Raw genomic sequence first — 14,504 nt, 5'->3', positions numbered from 1 at the left:
TAGGAAACAAATCCTAGCTCTTCTTTTACTTCTATTCAATTAATAGAAAATATTACAAATATTTTATCTATTATCTACTTTTTCAGGATATAAATCGTGGTTAGACATACGATTAAAAGCTATCTCCTCCCATTTTGTCCCTTTTTTTCCATAATTACAGTATGGATCAATTGAGATTCCTCCTCTTGGAGTAAATTTTCCCCATACTTCTATATATTTTGGATCCATCAACTTTATTAAGTCTTTCATTATTATATTTATACAATCTTCATGGAAATCCCCATGATTTCTAAAACTAAATAAATACAATTTTAAAGATTTACTTTCAACCATTTTTATATTTGGCACATAAGAAATTACTATATTTGCAAAATCAGGCTGACCTGTGATTGGACAAAGGCTTGTAAACTCAGGACAATTAAATTTTACAAAATAGTCATTTTCAACATGTTTATTATCAAAAGTTTCTAGCACCTCAGGTGCATAATCCCGAGGATATTTCACTCCTTGATTTCCTAAAAGTGTTAAATTATCTAATTCTCTCATTTTTTTCCTCCCTTAATTTTACCAATGGGTCAACTGTCCCATTTAATTCAAAAGCTCTTTCTCTATCTATACAAGTTCCACATTCTCCACATGAAAATTCTTTTCCTTCATAACAGCTCCACGTTAATTCATATGGTACTTTTAAATCAAGTCCAATTTTTACTATATCTTTTTTATGCATATCTACAAAAGGAGCTTCGACTTTTAATTTTTTTCCACTTCCCTCATAAATTGCCAAATTTATAGCATCGTTAAATTCTTTGCTACAGTCAGGATAAGCATTTCCTGCTGCATCATCACCGTGAGCTCCGTATAAAATGACATCACAATCTTTAGAAAGTGCTATACTTGCTGCCACTGACAAAAATAATCCATTTCTGAAAGGAACATAAGTTGAAACTGTTTCTCCTTCTGCTTCTTTCAACTGATTTGCATAACTGCTATGTGGTATTTTTTTATCTGAATGAGCCAACAAAGAACAGCTACTATATGCAAATATTTTTGTCAAATCAATTTCTAAAAGTTCTACATTATAATATTTTGCTATATCCCTTGCTGCCTTTAATTCTTTTGTATGTTTTTGTCCATACAAAGTACTTAAAGCAATAACATTTTCTCTTCCATATTTTTCAATAGCCATTGCTAAACAAGTTGTACTATCTATTCCACCACTAAATAAAATCAACGCTTTCATTCTTTCCTCCTAAATCATGTTGTATAATTTATTTTGCAACATAAAATTATTTTTAAATTTTCCATTAAAAACAATTGTTTCTGTAAAACTATTATTTTTTTTAATTCCTCTCATTGTCATACAACTATGTTTTCCTTTTATCAAAACTGCTACATCTGAAGAGCCTGTAACTTTTTCCATTATGTAAGCTATATCTTTTCCTATTCTCTCTTGAAGTTGAAGCCTTTTGCTCACCATATCACATATTCTTGCAATTTTGCTTAGTCCGATTACTTTTCCTTTTGGAATATAAGCAACTGTTACACTCATATCATACATAAGTGCTAAATGGTGTTCGCAAAAACTAAAAATATCAATATCCCTCACGATAACCATATTTTCATTTTCTGAAACCACATCATCTTCAAAAGTTTTATTAAACATAGAGACAATCTCATCATTTGTATATTTTGTTCCCTCAAAAATCTCTTCAAACATTTTTGCAACTCTCTCTGGAGTTTCTTTCAGACCTTCTCTTTCAGAATTTTCTCCCAAAGCTGTAATCAATCCCTTTATATGAAATTTTATTGCTTCTGTATCCATCTTTAAACTCCTTTTGTTTCTGGGTCCCAAATTATTTTATGAATTTGTAATTGCATATTTACACCGTTCATTTTATATTTTTTCATAAAATCAACCATGGAAGACAATTCTATCTTTCCAAAAACAGGACTTATATATACTGCACATTTTTCAACAAGAGAATATTTTTCAATTATTTCCCTCGCTCTCTCAAGATCATCAATATTGCTTACTACAAACTTTACGGTATCTTTCTCTTTTAAATATTTAAAATTTTCTAGATCCATAAATTTTTCCATATTACTTTTTGGAAGTTTATAATCCATTGTAAATGATGGAGCATTTTTTATTTCTCCAAACCTTTTTAAATTTATACTTCCGTTTGTTTCTATTTCAACATTTATTTCGGGATTTTCAGCTAACTTTTTTAAAAATATTTCAATATTTTCTTGAAGAAGTGGCTCTCCTCCTGTAATTGTTACGTTCTTTATCCCACTTTCCACAACTTTTTTGTATAATTCTTCCAAATTCATAAGAGTATAAGGAGAATCATCGCTGTTTGCCCATTTTGTATCACAATAACTGCAATTTAAATTACATTTTTGAAATCTTATAAAAAGTGCTAATTGTCCTGCTTTTTTCCCCTCTCCATTAATACTTTCAAAAATTTCAACAACTTTATAATTTATCATTTACATCATCTCACTGTATATAGCACAATTATTCGGTGTTTCATAAACAGAAATACTTTTTACAGAAAAACCTTTTTCTATAAAATAATCATAAAAATTTTTTGCAAAATTTTCTGCAGTCGGTCTAAACTCAACCTCTATAATTCTGAATCCGTCTTCCTTAAGAGCATTCAAAGTAATTTTTCTCATTGTATTTTTTTCAATAATAAGAGAATGATCATAAAAATCTACTAGTTTTTTTAATTCACTTTTTAGTTCTCCGAAATCAATAAGCATTTCTCTTTTACTTCCATTTTCCTGAAGTTTTTCTCCAAATATTTCAACTTTTACAGTCCAACGATGTCCGTGGATATTTCTACATTTTCCCTCATATTGTGCTAAAAAATGTGCACTATCAAAACTTGCTTCACTTACTAAACTATACATTTTTTTAAGCCACTAAAATATTTAAGTGGTATAACCTCCTTTAAATTGTTATTATTTTTTTAAAAAGAGACTATTAATTTTTTATAGTATTTTTAGATAAAATAAAAACTGCTGCATCATAAAATTATGTAAAAATTTATTTCTACACAATCTGCAACAGTTCATCTATTTTAATTATCCAAAAAATTGCAATAAAAAAATAGCCCTAGTTTTGTTTATAGACAGGATGGTACAAATGAACTGTCTTTTGCTTATACATATTAACATCTATTTTTTTTCATGTCAAGAAAAAAAAGAGCTGAGCAAATTAATGGTTAAAAATCATCAACTTGCAACAGCTCTTCTTTTACTTTCTATCTATCAAGGAGGTTAATTATCCTTCTATTTGGATATATTTCTTTTCTTCAACTGCTTTTTCAGGCTCTTTTTTAGGAACTTCTAAGCATAAAATACCATTTTCAAATTTTCCTTTTATGTCTTTTTCAGTTAATCCTTCACCTACATAGAAACTTCTAGTGCAATATCCAGAATATCTTTCTTTTCTTATATATTTTCCTTCTTGGTCTTTTTCATCTTTGTTTTCATCGTGCTTAGCCTCGATAACTAGATATCCATTTTTTACTTCTGCTTTTATCTCGTTTTTATCAAATCCAGGAAGTTCCACTTCTAACAAATAACTATTTTCCATCTCTTTTATATCTGATTTCATTAGGTTATTTGTTTTATTTCCTCTGAAGTCCATTAAAAAATCATCATCAAAAAAGTCATTCATAAATCCTCTGTTAAAAATACTTGGTAACATATCAATCAACTCCTCTTTTATGTTATACCTTTATGCTCTTAACGAGTAGTCTGATATAATTTTTTATTTTCTTTCCTTTTGATAACTATATGATAGTACTTTTTATTAGCAATGTCAATAGTTGAGTGCTAATTTTTTTAAGTTTTTTTTATTTTTTTACACAAAAAAAGTGAAGACAAAAATTATCTCCACTTCTTAATAATCTCATATTACAATTCGTTATAGTATAAGTTCTCTGTTGGGAATACCATATCACAAGTTACGTCCATTCCAAGTTTTCTTAAAAGTTGTTCATCTACTTTTCCTAAAATTATAGTAGAGTGAGCTTGAGAACCTTTTAATTTTGGAAGTTGTTCTATTGCATTTTTAGCTCTTTCATCTGTTAAAGCACAAATACTTAATGCTATTAATACTTCTTCACAGTTAAGAGTAGCTTTTTTACTTCCAAAGTTATTAATTTTTAAATTCATTATAGGCTCTAAAGTTTCTTGAGCAAGTAAATGAACTTCATCTTCAAGACCAGCTAGATATTTTACAGAGTTTAAAAGTGCTGATGCTGCTGCACACATTGTTTCTGAACTCTTACCAGTTATTAAAGTTCCATCATCTAATTGAATTGCCACAGCTGATGGCATTGTTTTATTCAAATTATTTTTATTAGCTTTTTTTATTTTTTCCAAACGTTTTCTAGCTGCTACTAAAACTGCTCTATCTTCCTCTTTAAGTTGAAGACCTTCCATTATCATTCTAGCTCTTTGGAAAGTTTCTTGGTCGATATATCCTTTTTTATATTCACAACCAGCGTTTAAATATCTTCTGATTACTTCTTGTTCTGATGCACGTCTTACAACTTCATCATCAATTATTCCATATCCAACTCTATTTACTCCCATATCTGTTGGAGATTTATATTCAGATGGATTTCCTGTTATTCTTTCGATTATTCTTTTAAGAACTGGGAAAGCCTCAACGTCTCTGTTGTAGTTTACTGCCATTTTTCCATAAGCCTCTAAATGGAATGGGTCTATCATATTTACATCTTTTAAATCAACAGTTGCTGCCTCATAAGCTATATTTAAAGGGTGTTTTAAAGGAACGTTCCAAACAGGGAAAGTTTCAAATTTAGAATATCCTGCTTTTATTCCTTTTTTTCCTTCGTGATAAAGTTGATTTAAGCAAGTAGCAAGTTTTCCACTTCCAGGTCCTGGAGCTGTAACAACTACTATTGGTTTAGTTGTTTCAATGTAAGGATTTTTTCCATATCCTTCTTCACTTACTATTGTATCAACATCTGTTGGATAACCTTTTGTTGTTCTGTGTCTATATACTTTTATTCCTCTATGCTCAAGTTTATTTATGAATACTTTTGTTGCTGGCTGATCTTCAAATCTTGTTATTACAACACTATTTACTTGTAAGTCATAATCTCTAAGGTCATCAATAAGCTTTAAAACGTCCATATCATAAGTGATTCCAAAATCTCCTCTGATTTTGTTTCTCTCAATATCCCCAGCATATACGCAGATAATAACCTCTACTTTTTCTTTTAATCTATGCAATAGTTTTATTTTAGCATTTTCATCAAATCCCGGTAAAACTCTTTTTGCATGTAAATCAAAAAATAATTTTCCACCAAATTCTAAATATAACTTATCATAATTATTTACTCTTTCCAAAATAAATTTAGATTGTTCTTCAAGGTATTTATTGTGATCAAATCCTATTTTCATAAATATCTCCTTATAATAAATTTTATCAACCACACATTCTAACATATTTTCTATAATTTTTCCAATGATTATTATTTTTTTATGAAAATAGCTATTTTTTCAATTTTATTAGAAAAATTTTTTTATATCTAACCAAAAATTATTTATTTAAAGCATTTTTCTTTTTCATACGGTTTCCATATTTTCTTTTTTTAGGTTTTTCCTCTGTTTGTTTATTCTCTTCTGTTTTTTTAGGAGCTTTTTTATTAACCAACCCCTTTTTTATCTTTGTTTTTTCTTTCATAACAGAAAATCCAAAACTTCCTAAAACTTTTTTAGACATAGGAAAATATTCTCCATGACAATAGTTTATTAGGTTTGCCTCTTCAAAATGTATCTTTCCATTTTCATCTAAAAGATTTTCATCTATATGAGAAGTCAAAACCTCTGCCAAAAACAGATCGTGAGTTCCAAGAGGGATAATACTTTTTACACGACACTCAATATTTATTGGACACTCATCTATATATGAACAACCAACCTGTTCTCCCTCTTTCATTGTAAATCCCATCTCTTTTATCTTATCAACAACTCTTCCAGAACGAACTCCACAAAAATCTGTTTCCTTTGTAAGAGCCACTGTCGGTAGATTTACTATAAACTCTTGACTTTCTTTTATATACTCATAAGATAATCTTTCAGGTCTTATAGAGATTGAAAGCATTGGAGGTTTTGTACATATTGTCCCAGTCCAAGCAACTGTAAATACATTTTCTTTTCCCTCACTGTTTTTACTAGTTATTAAAACCACTGGCACTGGATTTAATACAACACTTCCTTTAAAATCTATTTTTTTCATAAAACTCCTTACTTAAAAATTTTCCAAAGTTATTTTTTCATTTTCTAAAAATCTTTCTTTTGTCATATTAAAGATATTATCAAGTATTTTTACTCTTAGACTTCCATTTCCCTCTGATTGAAGTAAAGTCCCCTCTGCAATCTCTCCAGCTATTCCCATAGAAGTTACTGCTGTTACAGCTCCTAACATACAATCTACTCCACTTCCACAAGCACAACCAACTAATGATGCAGTCATACAACCTGTACCAGTTACTTTTCCCATCATAGCAGTTCCATTATTTATTAATGCAACTCTTTCTCCGTCTGTTACAATATCTTCTTTTCCTGTTATAGCGATCACTGTTTTTAATTTTTTAGCTAGATTTTTTCCAATCTCTTTAGCATTTTCTTCCACTTCAACAGAGTCTACTCCTCTGTTTTTAGAGTTTTCTAATCCTGCTATTGTTTTTATCTCAGCTAAGTTTCCTTTTATTACTGCAAACTTAACTTCTTTTATTAGACTTTCTACTAATTCTTTTCTTGGTTTACTTGCTCCAGCTCCAACTGGGTCAAGAACTACTGGAACATTTAATTTATTAGCTATTTTTCCAGCTTTTACCACTATTTTTCTCATATTTTTTTCCATTGTTCCAATATTTATTACAAGAGCTGATGAGAAAGAAAGTATCTCTTCTAATTCCTCTTTACAAAAAGACATTAGTGGAGATCCTCCCATAGCTAAAGTAATATTTGCACAATCATTTATAGTTACAGTATTTGTTATATGAAAAACAAGAGGATTTTTTTCTCTTATTGTTTCAATTATATTTCCGAATAATTCTTTTGACATTTTTCCTCCTACATATTCTTTCAAAGTTTTTGTAGCCTCAAAAATATTCTCTTTTCCTAAAATTTCAGAGATAACAGCCACTCCATCTGTGCCTGTTCCCATTACCTCTTTTACATTATCAAGATGAACTCCACCTATTGCAACACTTGGAATATTTATTCTATCAACTATCTCTTTTAATCCTTCAATCCCCATTGGAATATTTATATCTTTTTTACTTCCTGTAAAAAATACTGCTCCAATTCCTAGATAATCAGCTCCATCTTTTTCTGCTTTTAGAGCCTCCTCTAGATTTGTTGCTGATACTCCGATTATTTTATCATCACCTAGTTCTTTTCTAGCCTCTGTTAATTCCTCATCACTTTGTCCAATATGAACTCCGTCAGCATCAACAAGTTTTGCTACCTTTACATTATCATTTATTATTAAAGGTATATTATATCTATCAGTTACTTTTTTTAATTTTTTAGCAATCTCTAAAAATTCTTCGTCACTTACTTTTTTTTCTCTAAGTTGGACTACTGTAGCTCCACCTTTTATACTCTCTTCAACAGCCTCACAAAGATCTCTTCCTGCTAAAATATCTCTATCTGTTACAAGATAAACTGAATAATCTATATTTTTCTTACTCATATTTCATTCCAGCTTTCTTATAAAGATCTACAAAATGTCCTACTGGTCCTACTCCGTGACCTATTGGGAATGAATTTCTTATTGCCTCAGTTATATATTCTTTTCCAAGTCTAACAGCCTCTTCAATAGAATTTCCTTTTGCAATTAATGATGCTATTGATGAAGAAAGTGTGCAACCTGTCCCGTGAGTATTGATTGTATCAATTCTTACACCAGGGAATTTTACAACTCTTCCATCTTCTAATAAAAGAATATCTGTACAGTTGTCCTCTCTATGTCCACCTTTAACTAAGATATTTTTTGCTCCAAGTCCTTGGATTTTTTTAGCTGCCTCAATCATCTCATCTTCATTTTCTATTTTCATATCAGCTAAAATTTCAGCCTCTGGAATATTAGGAGTTACTAAAGTTCCAAGACTTATGAATTTTTTTAAAGCCTCAATAGCCTCATCTTTTAAAAGTTTGTATTTACTTTTTGAAACCATAACTGGATCTATAACTATATTTTTTACATTGTATTTTTTAAACATCTCTCCAATAGCCTCTGTAATTTCACTACTAGAAAGCATTCCAACTTTTACTGCATCTACTTCTATATCTTCAAATATAACTTCTATTTGTTTTTGGATTATCTCTTTTGATATTTCTTGAACTCCAAAAACTCCTTGTGTATTTTGAGCTGTAACAGCAGTGATTACGCTCATTCCATAAACTCCTAAAGCACTCATTGCTTTTAAATCTGCTTGTATTCCTGCTCCTCCACAAGAATCTGAACCTGCTATTGTCAGTACTTTTTTCATATCTATTCCTCCATCTATTTTATTTTCCATATTACTGTCACTGTATCTTTATATTTTAAATCCTCTGGTTGAAAATTAAAGTTTGAACTTGCTTTCATAAGATTTAAGTTTCTATCTGTAAAATCTATAACATCTATATTATTTCCTTTTGAATTATAATATATTTCAACCACTTTTCCAAGAGAAAAATCTCCAGTTTTTGCAATCAATTTTGCTTTTTGGTAAGCATCATTGTATGCCTCTACCATAGCTTTATTTTTTACTTCACTATCATCTTTTAATTTATATGCTAAAGATATTCCAATATTATCTATTTTTAATCCATTAAAAACATCTAATACTTCTCCAATTTTTTTATCATTTATTGAAAGTTCTATATAAAGATTATGGCTATATCTATATCCCATAAATTTTCTTTCATAACTTCCATCTTCTTTTCTCACATTTTCATAATAACTATCTATATTAAAATTAGTAGTTTTTATCTGCTCTTTCTTTACTCCTTTAGATCTAAGTTTATCCTGTATAAAATCTAAAGTCTTAGAAGATGCAAGATAGACCTCATCATATGTAGGTTTTATTTCAGAGATATCTATATTTAAACGAACAGTATCTGGAGCAACTGTCACAACACTTTCTCCTACCACTCTTATTACATTTCTCTCTTCTTTTCCGAAAGAATAGGAAAAACTTCCAATAACTAATAAAAATACTAAGATTATTTTCTTCATAAATCCCTCCTAAAAAAATTTTTTTATAGCTTTTAGACATAAAATATTTATTTTTAGTTAGAAGATTATTTCAAAAATTTATCTATTATTTCAATATCTGCTGGTGCCCAGACAAGTGATTTCAAGTTCTTTCTTTCAAGCCAAATACAAGCGTCGTGTTCATTCAGTTTTATTGGAGAAAGTTGCTTGCATTTTATTGCAATAATATTTACTGTCCCTCTTTCATATTTATGATAAGCATCTCCTATTATTTCAATAGGCTCAATATCACAGTTTAATTCTTCTTTTATCTCTCTTTTTATTCCATCAAACTCTGTTTCACCTTTTTCTAATTTTCCCCCAGGAAATTCCCAATTGTTTCCCAAAATTTTTCCTATAGGTCTTAAGGTACAAAGTATTTCATTTTTTTCATTTTCAATAACAGCAGCTACCACTTTTATTATTTTTTCCATATTTTACCTCTCAAACTTAAATATAGAATCATTATATCATAAAAAAAATTATAAATTAAGCTTTATAAAAAAAGTACTGAGATAGAAGTTTCCCTCTAAATCAGTACCTTATATTTTTAATAGATTTTATTTACTATTTAGCTAATTTTTTTAATTCATCAGCAACAAATTCTACTTGTGGTCCAACTATTACTTGAACAGCTGTTGCACTTGGTTTTAAGATTCCTGGAACTAATTTTTTAATTTCAGAATCTTTAACTATTGTAGTATCTTTTACTTCAAGTCTTAATCTTGTAGTACAGTTATCTATTAAAGTGATATTTTCAACTCCACCTAATAAAGGTAATAAAGCTGCTGCTAAGTCAGCATTAGAAGAAGAACCACCTTTGAAGTTGTTGATAACTTCTGTATCGTCGTCATCTTCTCTTCCTGGAGTTTTGATGTTAAACATTTTTATAGCTTGAGAGAATACTACATAATAGATTACGAAGAATACTACTCCAACTACTAATAACATCATTGGTTGATTTGCATTAGGATTTTTTAATGATAATACAAAGTCAACAAGTCCTGCTGAGAATCCAAATCCAGCTGCATAGTTTAAACTTGCTACTAAGAAAGCTGAAATTCCAGAAAGGATAGCATGTACTAAGTATAATCCTGGTGCAACGAACATGAATGCAAATTCAATTGGTTCTGTTACTCCTGTAAAGAAACTAGCAAATCCAGCTGCTAACATTATTGATTTTACTTTTTCTCTATTTTCAGGTTTAGCTGTTTTTATAAATGCAAGACAAGCTCCTAATAATCCAAACATCATGATTGGGAAGAATCCTGCTTGATACATTCCAACGTGGTAAGCACCTTTAACTGCTTCAGGTAATCCTTCATAAGCTGCAGCTGGTGATCCCCAGAATCTTCCGATATCGTTGATTCCTGCAACGTTAAACCAGAATACTGAGTTTAAAGCATGGTGTAATCCAACAGGGATTAAAAGTCTATTGAAGAATGCGTAAATTCCTGCTCCGATAGCTCCCATTTTTGCAATGCTAATACCAAAGCTAACTAATGAATTATAGATTGCTGGCCAAATATATAATAAGATGAAAGAAACAACTATCATTACAACTGAAGTGATAATTGGTACAAATCTTTTTCCACTGAAGAAAGCTAAGAATTTAGGTAGTTCTAATGTATGGAATTTATTGTATAATTCTCCTGCTATAACCCCACAAAGAATTCCTACGAATTGGTTACTAATTTTTCCAAATGCTGCGTCAGCAGGTGCTCCTGTTAACATTCCTACAGTTCCTGGAGAAAGTAAAGTAACAACAACTTCAAAAGCAACTAATCCAGCAAGAGCTGCTGCACCATTTTTATCTTTTGAAAGACCGAAAGCAACACCAACAGCAAATAGTATAGGCATATTATCTATTAAAGATGCCCCTGCTTTTATTAAAAATGCTGCTAATTGGCTGTTTCCTCCCCAACCGATAGGGTCAATCCAATATCCAATACCCATTAAAATCGCTGCTGCAGGTAATACTGCAACTGGAACCATCAGTGCTTTACCGATTTTTTGTAAATAACTGAACATAAAAACCATCCTCCTTAAAATTATAAAACATAAAATATAATAAATCTTCTCATACCACTATTATATTATATTTTTCAAAAAAAGCAAGCTTTTTTTGAAATCTTTTTACATAAAACGAATATTTTAAAATAAAACTGAATTAAAAAAACACATTAATTCTTTCAGAATTTGTCTAACAAAATACATTTTTCGTTCTATAATTTAATTAACATAATTAATCGATTATTTTTGTTAATTTTGATTTATTAACTAATTCATAAAAAATAAAATACTTAAATTTTATAATTTTTTTCATAAAATTATTAAGAAATAATTCCTTGACACCTATTATAATTTAGTATAAAATGTATTATGTATACAGAAAACTATTTTTAAGGTGAGATAGAATGATTATTGAAAAAAGTAAATCTATGAGAGAAAAGGTTTATGATGTGTTAAAAGAGATGATTATCGAGGGAAAAATCGCTCAAGGTGAAAGAATTATAGAAACTGAGTATTCAGAACAATTTCAAATAAGTAGAACTCCTATAAGAGAGGCTCTTAGAATGTTGGAACTTGAAGGACTTGTTGTTTCTAATGCAAAAGGTGGAGTACTTGTAAAAAAATTCACTCAAGAAGAAATTGTTGAAGTTTATAAAATAAGAATCGCTTTAGAGGGAATAATTCTAGAAGAAGTTATTCAAAAAGCTACTGAAGATGATATTAAAACCATTGAAAAAATTTTAGAAGATACAAAAGTTGAAATAGAAAATAAAAATCTTGAAAAAGTCTTTGAACTTTTCTCAAAATTTAATTTTGTTTTATATGAAATAGCAAAAGTTCCTAGAGTTATGGGAATGATAAATAATATCAATCTATATCTAAAAAGATTTAGAAAACTATCTATTGATAATACTATTAGAAAAGAAGAGGCTTTTGGTGATCACGTTCAAATCCTTGAATGTATAAAAAATAAAGATCTTAAAAAAGCTCTAAAGATAAATAGAAAACATTTAGAAAAATCTATGACTTTTATGATTCCTAAATTTGAAACAAAAAAAAATAGTTAAACTTATAAAAAAATTGCTCAGGTTTTATACTTGAGCAATTTTTTATTTGGGTATATTTTAAAATATTATCTAAGCATATTGAGTAAAATAAGCAAATGAAAGAATTATTGAACCTAATAACATCCATATTAGGAATAATTTTCCCATAAATTTCATCCAACGATCATACGTAATTCCTGTTGCTCCCAAAAATCCCATTAATGCTGAAGCATGAGGTAAAACATAGTTACAGAATCCATCTCCCATTTTATATGCAAGAACTGCTGTTTGTCTTGTAATTCCAGAAACGTCAGCAAGTGGAACCATAACTGGCATAACTACTGCTGCTTGTCCAGTACCTGAAGTTACAAATCCATTTACTATAACGTTCATTATTAACATAACTGGAGCTTTTAAGAAGTTAGGGAACCACTCCAACATATTTGCTAAACCATAAACAACTGTATCAAGAACTTTTGCCTCTTGTAAAATTAAAGCTACTGCTGCTCCAAGTCCAACTATCATAGCTGCTGAAGCCATTCCTTTTATTCCTTTTACAAAACAACTAGCTATCTTACTAGGAGTATATCCATAAACAAGACCTGCTACAAATCCCATCCACATAAAACATACTGCTGTTTGAACTAGACCCCAACCGAATTTTATACAACCATACAGTGAACCCCTCCCACTTAAAATTACCTTGTAATTTTTGAAGTGGGAGCTTCTTCTTGGGAAGTAGTTGCTTTTGTTAGACAACTATATTTACCAAGCTATCCCCATAGTTCCTACGGTTCTTTATATTTTTATATTACTTGTCTTATTCTTAGACCTTCAGCTAATATATTTTTACTTGCATTTATATCTCTATCGTGATGAGTATAACAAACTGGGCAAGTCCACTCCCTTATATCAAGAGTTTTCTTACCATCACGATTCCCACATACAGAGCATATTTGACTTGATGGATATAGTCTATCTATTTTTATTATTTCTTTTCCATACCATTTCGCTTTATATTCAAGTTTATTTATAAAACTAGCCCAAGATACATCAGCAATAGATTTTGCTAATTTATGATTATGAAGTAATCCTTTTGTATTTAAGTCTTCAATACAGATAATATCGTGGTTTTTGATTATATCCATACTTAACTTATTTAAGAAATCTGTTCTCATATTCATAATTTTTTCGTGTATCTTAGCTACTTTAATTCTTTGTTTTTGATAGTTCTTAGCTTCGCTCAGTTTTTTATTTACTTTTTTAGCTATTAGAAGTCTTTTAGATAATTTTCTTTGTTCTCTTTTTATTTTATCTTCTAATTGTTTTCTAAATTTAAGATTTTTTATTTTTTCTCCAGTAGAGAGAATAACCATATCTTTAATGCCTAAATCAATTCCAACTGATGAATTAGTTTTTGGTAATTCTTGAATATCAGCTTCACACAACAAAGAGATAAAATACTTTCCACTTCCATTTCGCGAAATAGTAGCAGATTTTATTATACCCTCTATTTTTCTATGAACTTTAATCTTTACTAATTCTTTAAGTTTTGGAAGTTTTAACCAATTTTCAAAAATGTTTACAGTCCCATTTTGATTATTAGTTGTATAACTTTGTACAGGATTTTTCTTAGATTTGAATTTAGGAAAACCTATAGACTTATCTCTAAAAAAGTTTTTATATGCCTTATCTAAATTCATTTGAGCATTAGCAAGAGCAAGACTATCAACTTCTTTTAGAAATTCATATTCTTTTTTATATTTTGCAGGAGTTGGATATTTTATCTTTTTATCAGGATTTCCTTTACTTTCTTCATATGCTTTAATTCTATCATTTAGCATAAGATTATAGATAAGACGGACACAACCAAAAGTTTTACTAAAAAATAGCTTTTGTTCATCGCTTGGATAAATTCTGAATTTATATGCTTTTAGTTGTTTCATCATATCCACCTCCCTCAAAATTACCTTGTATTACTATTATATCACAATTATTCAAAAGTTTTGCCAAAAAAATAGGCAATTCATCGCACCACCTATAGAGGTGGGCGACTTTTTGCCCATGATATGATACCCATAAAGGACACATATATATTATCAACAAATTAAAAAATATAAGAAAGTTGGTAATGTATGTCTAAT

16 protein-coding genes are annotated in these 14,504 nt (G+C 29.4%); 1 reads left to right on the top strand and 15 read right to left on the bottom strand.

Annotation, left to right across the window (positions count from 1 at the left end):
• Positions 1-63: 63 nt before the first annotated feature.
• The 13 genes from queF to nagE form a co-directional block, all read right to left on the bottom strand.
• Entirely contained in the window at positions 64-546 is a 483-nt protein-coding gene (queF, locus tag I6E15_RS05275) for a preQ(1) synthase (protein WP_177161700.1), read from the bottom strand.
• Complete coding sequence (gene queC, locus I6E15_RS05270; protein WP_177161699.1) at positions 530-1,240, bottom strand: 7-cyano-7-deazaguanine synthase QueC; 711 nt, start codon at positions 1,238-1,240, stop codon at positions 530-532. The genes queF and queC overlap by 17 nt, the downstream gene beginning before the upstream one ends.
• 9 nt (positions 1,241-1,249) lie before the next feature.
• Positions 1,250-1,822, bottom strand: a complete 573-nt coding sequence (gene folE / locus I6E15_RS05265) for a GTP cyclohydrolase I FolE (RefSeq protein ID WP_235246198.1) — start codon at positions 1,820-1,822, stop codon at positions 1,250-1,252.
• A 2-nt stretch (positions 1,823-1,824) separates the two neighbouring features.
• Positions 1,825-2,493 carry a putative 7-carboxy-7-deazaguanine synthase QueE gene (queE, locus tag I6E15_RS05260; RefSeq protein ID WP_235246185.1) on the bottom strand — a complete coding sequence of 223 codons (669 nt, stop codon included), beginning with the start codon at positions 2,491-2,493 and terminating at the stop codon, positions 1,825-1,827.
• Positions 2,494-2,919: a 6-carboxytetrahydropterin synthase QueD gene (gene queD, locus I6E15_RS05255; protein WP_235246171.1), complete on the bottom strand. Its 426-nt coding sequence runs from the start codon at positions 2,917-2,919 to the stop codon at positions 2,494-2,496. It lies immediately after the preceding gene.
• Between the two features lie 373 nt (positions 2,920-3,292).
• Positions 3,293-3,721: an Hsp20/alpha crystallin family protein gene (locus tag I6E15_RS05250; RefSeq protein WP_235246153.1), complete on the bottom strand. Its 429-nt coding sequence runs from the start codon at positions 3,719-3,721 to the stop codon at positions 3,293-3,295.
• A 209-nt stretch (positions 3,722-3,930) separates the two neighbouring features.
• On the bottom strand, positions 3,931-5,451 hold the full coding sequence (locus tag I6E15_RS05245) for a DUF1846 domain-containing protein (RefSeq protein ID WP_177161695.1): 1,521 nt from the start codon (positions 5,449-5,451) through the stop codon (positions 3,931-3,933).
• A gap of 139 nt (positions 5,452-5,590) precedes the next feature.
• Positions 5,591-6,289 (bottom strand): flavin reductase family protein, encoded by a 699-nt coding sequence (locus I6E15_RS05240; RefSeq protein ID WP_177161694.1) that lies wholly within the window; start codon positions 6,287-6,289, stop codon positions 5,591-5,593.
• Between the two features lie 12 nt (positions 6,290-6,301).
• The gene (gene thiM / locus I6E15_RS05235; protein WP_235246144.1) at positions 6,302-7,753 is read right to left on the bottom strand and encodes a hydroxyethylthiazole kinase; all 1,452 of its coding nucleotides are present in this window, start codon (positions 7,751-7,753) and stop codon (positions 6,302-6,304) included.
• Complete coding sequence (gene thiD / locus I6E15_RS05230; RefSeq protein WP_235246130.1) at positions 7,746-8,552, bottom strand: bifunctional hydroxymethylpyrimidine kinase/phosphomethylpyrimidine kinase; 807 nt, start codon at positions 8,550-8,552, stop codon at positions 7,746-7,748. Before thiD ends, thiM begins: the two co-directional genes overlap by 8 nt.
• A gap of 14 nt (positions 8,553-8,566) precedes the next feature.
• Positions 8,567-9,283 (bottom strand): SIMPL domain-containing protein, encoded by a 717-nt coding sequence (locus I6E15_RS05225; protein WP_235246121.1) that lies wholly within the window; start codon positions 9,281-9,283, stop codon positions 8,567-8,569.
• Between the two features lie 65 nt (positions 9,284-9,348).
• Positions 9,349-9,735 carry a (deoxy)nucleoside triphosphate pyrophosphohydrolase gene (locus tag I6E15_RS05220; RefSeq protein WP_235246108.1) on the bottom strand — a complete coding sequence of 129 codons (387 nt, stop codon included), beginning with the start codon at positions 9,733-9,735 and terminating at the stop codon, positions 9,349-9,351.
• Between the two features lie 133 nt (positions 9,736-9,868).
• Positions 9,869-11,332: an N-acetylglucosamine-specific PTS transporter subunit IIBC gene (gene nagE / locus I6E15_RS05215; protein ID WP_235246101.1), complete on the bottom strand. Its 1,464-nt coding sequence runs from the start codon at positions 11,330-11,332 to the stop codon at positions 9,869-9,871.
• A gap of 386 nt (positions 11,333-11,718) precedes the next feature.
• On the opposite strand from nagE, the gene I6E15_RS05210 reads away from it, so the two are divergent.
• Entirely contained in the window at positions 11,719-12,381 is a 663-nt protein-coding gene (locus tag I6E15_RS05210; protein ID WP_235246080.1) for a GntR family transcriptional regulator, read from the top strand.
• 69 nt (positions 12,382-12,450) lie between these two features.
• Here the strand turns inward: I6E15_RS05210 and I6E15_RS05205 are convergent, their stop codons facing one another.
• Entirely contained in the window at positions 12,451-13,119 is a 669-nt protein-coding gene (locus I6E15_RS05205) for a Na+/H+ antiporter NhaC family protein (RefSeq protein ID WP_268827929.1), read from the bottom strand.
• Positions 13,120-13,166: 47 nt separating this feature from the next.
• A complete protein-coding gene (tnpB, locus tag I6E15_RS05200) occupies positions 13,167-14,306 on the bottom strand; it encodes an IS200/IS605 family element RNA-guided endonuclease TnpB (RefSeq protein WP_235246427.1) in 1,140 nt (379 codons plus the stop codon).
• Between the last annotated feature and the right edge of the window lie 198 nt (positions 14,307-14,504).

This window comes from Fusobacterium perfoetens (assembly GCF_021531475.1).
Classification (GTDB): Bacteria; Fusobacteriota; Fusobacteriia; order Fusobacteriales; family Fusobacteriaceae; genus Fusobacterium_B.
The sequence above is the reverse complement of the archived record's forward strand: the minus strand, read 5'-3'. Positions and strand labels throughout refer to the sequence as shown.

Excerpts from the sequence above, each read along its gene's own strand:
- queF (WP_177161700.1), bottom strand. The coding sequence starts at position 546 with ATGAGAGAATTAGATAATTTAACACTTTTAGGAAATCAAGGAGTGAAA.
- queC (WP_177161699.1), bottom strand. The coding sequence starts at position 1,240 with ATGAAAGCGTTGATTTTATTTAGTGGTGGAATAGATAGTACAACTTGT.
- folE (WP_235246198.1), bottom strand. The coding sequence starts at position 1,822 with ATGGATACAGAAGCAATAAAATTTCATATAAAGGGATTGATTACAGCT.
- queE (WP_235246185.1), bottom strand. The coding sequence starts at position 2,493 with ATGATAAATTATAAAGTTGTTGAAATTTTTGAAAGTATTAATGGAGAG.
- queD (WP_235246171.1), bottom strand. The coding sequence starts at position 2,919 with ATGTATAGTTTAGTAAGTGAAGCAAGTTTTGATAGTGCACATTTTTTA.
- I6E15_RS05250 (WP_235246153.1), bottom strand. The coding sequence starts at position 3,721 with ATGTTACCAAGTATTTTTAACAGAGGATTTATGAATGACTTTTTTGAT.
- I6E15_RS05245 (WP_177161695.1), bottom strand. The coding sequence starts at position 5,451 with ATGAAAATAGGATTTGATCACAATAAATACCTTGAAGAACAATCTAAA.
- I6E15_RS05240 (WP_177161694.1), bottom strand. The coding sequence starts at position 6,289 with ATGAAAAAAATAGATTTTAAAGGAAGTGTTGTATTAAATCCAGTGCCA.
- thiM (WP_235246144.1), bottom strand. The coding sequence starts at position 7,753 with ATGAGTAAGAAAAATATAGATTATTCAGTTTATCTTGTAACAGATAGA.
- thiD (WP_235246130.1), bottom strand. The coding sequence starts at position 8,552 with ATGAAAAAAGTACTGACAATAGCAGGTTCAGATTCTTGTGGAGGAGCA.
- I6E15_RS05225 (WP_235246121.1), bottom strand. The coding sequence starts at position 9,283 with ATGAAGAAAATAATCTTAGTATTTTTATTAGTTATTGGAAGTTTTTCC.
- I6E15_RS05220 (WP_235246108.1), bottom strand. The coding sequence starts at position 9,735 with ATGGAAAAAATAATAAAAGTGGTAGCTGCTGTTATTGAAAATGAAAAA.
- nagE (WP_235246101.1), bottom strand. The coding sequence starts at position 11,332 with ATGTTCAGTTATTTACAAAAAATCGGTAAAGCACTGATGGTTCCAGTT.
- I6E15_RS05210 (WP_235246080.1), top strand. The coding sequence starts at position 11,719 with ATGATTATTGAAAAAAGTAAATCTATGAGAGAAAAGGTTTATGATGTG.
- tnpB (WP_235246427.1), bottom strand. The coding sequence starts at position 14,306 with ATGAAACAACTAAAAGCATATAAATTCAGAATTTATCCAAGCGATGAA.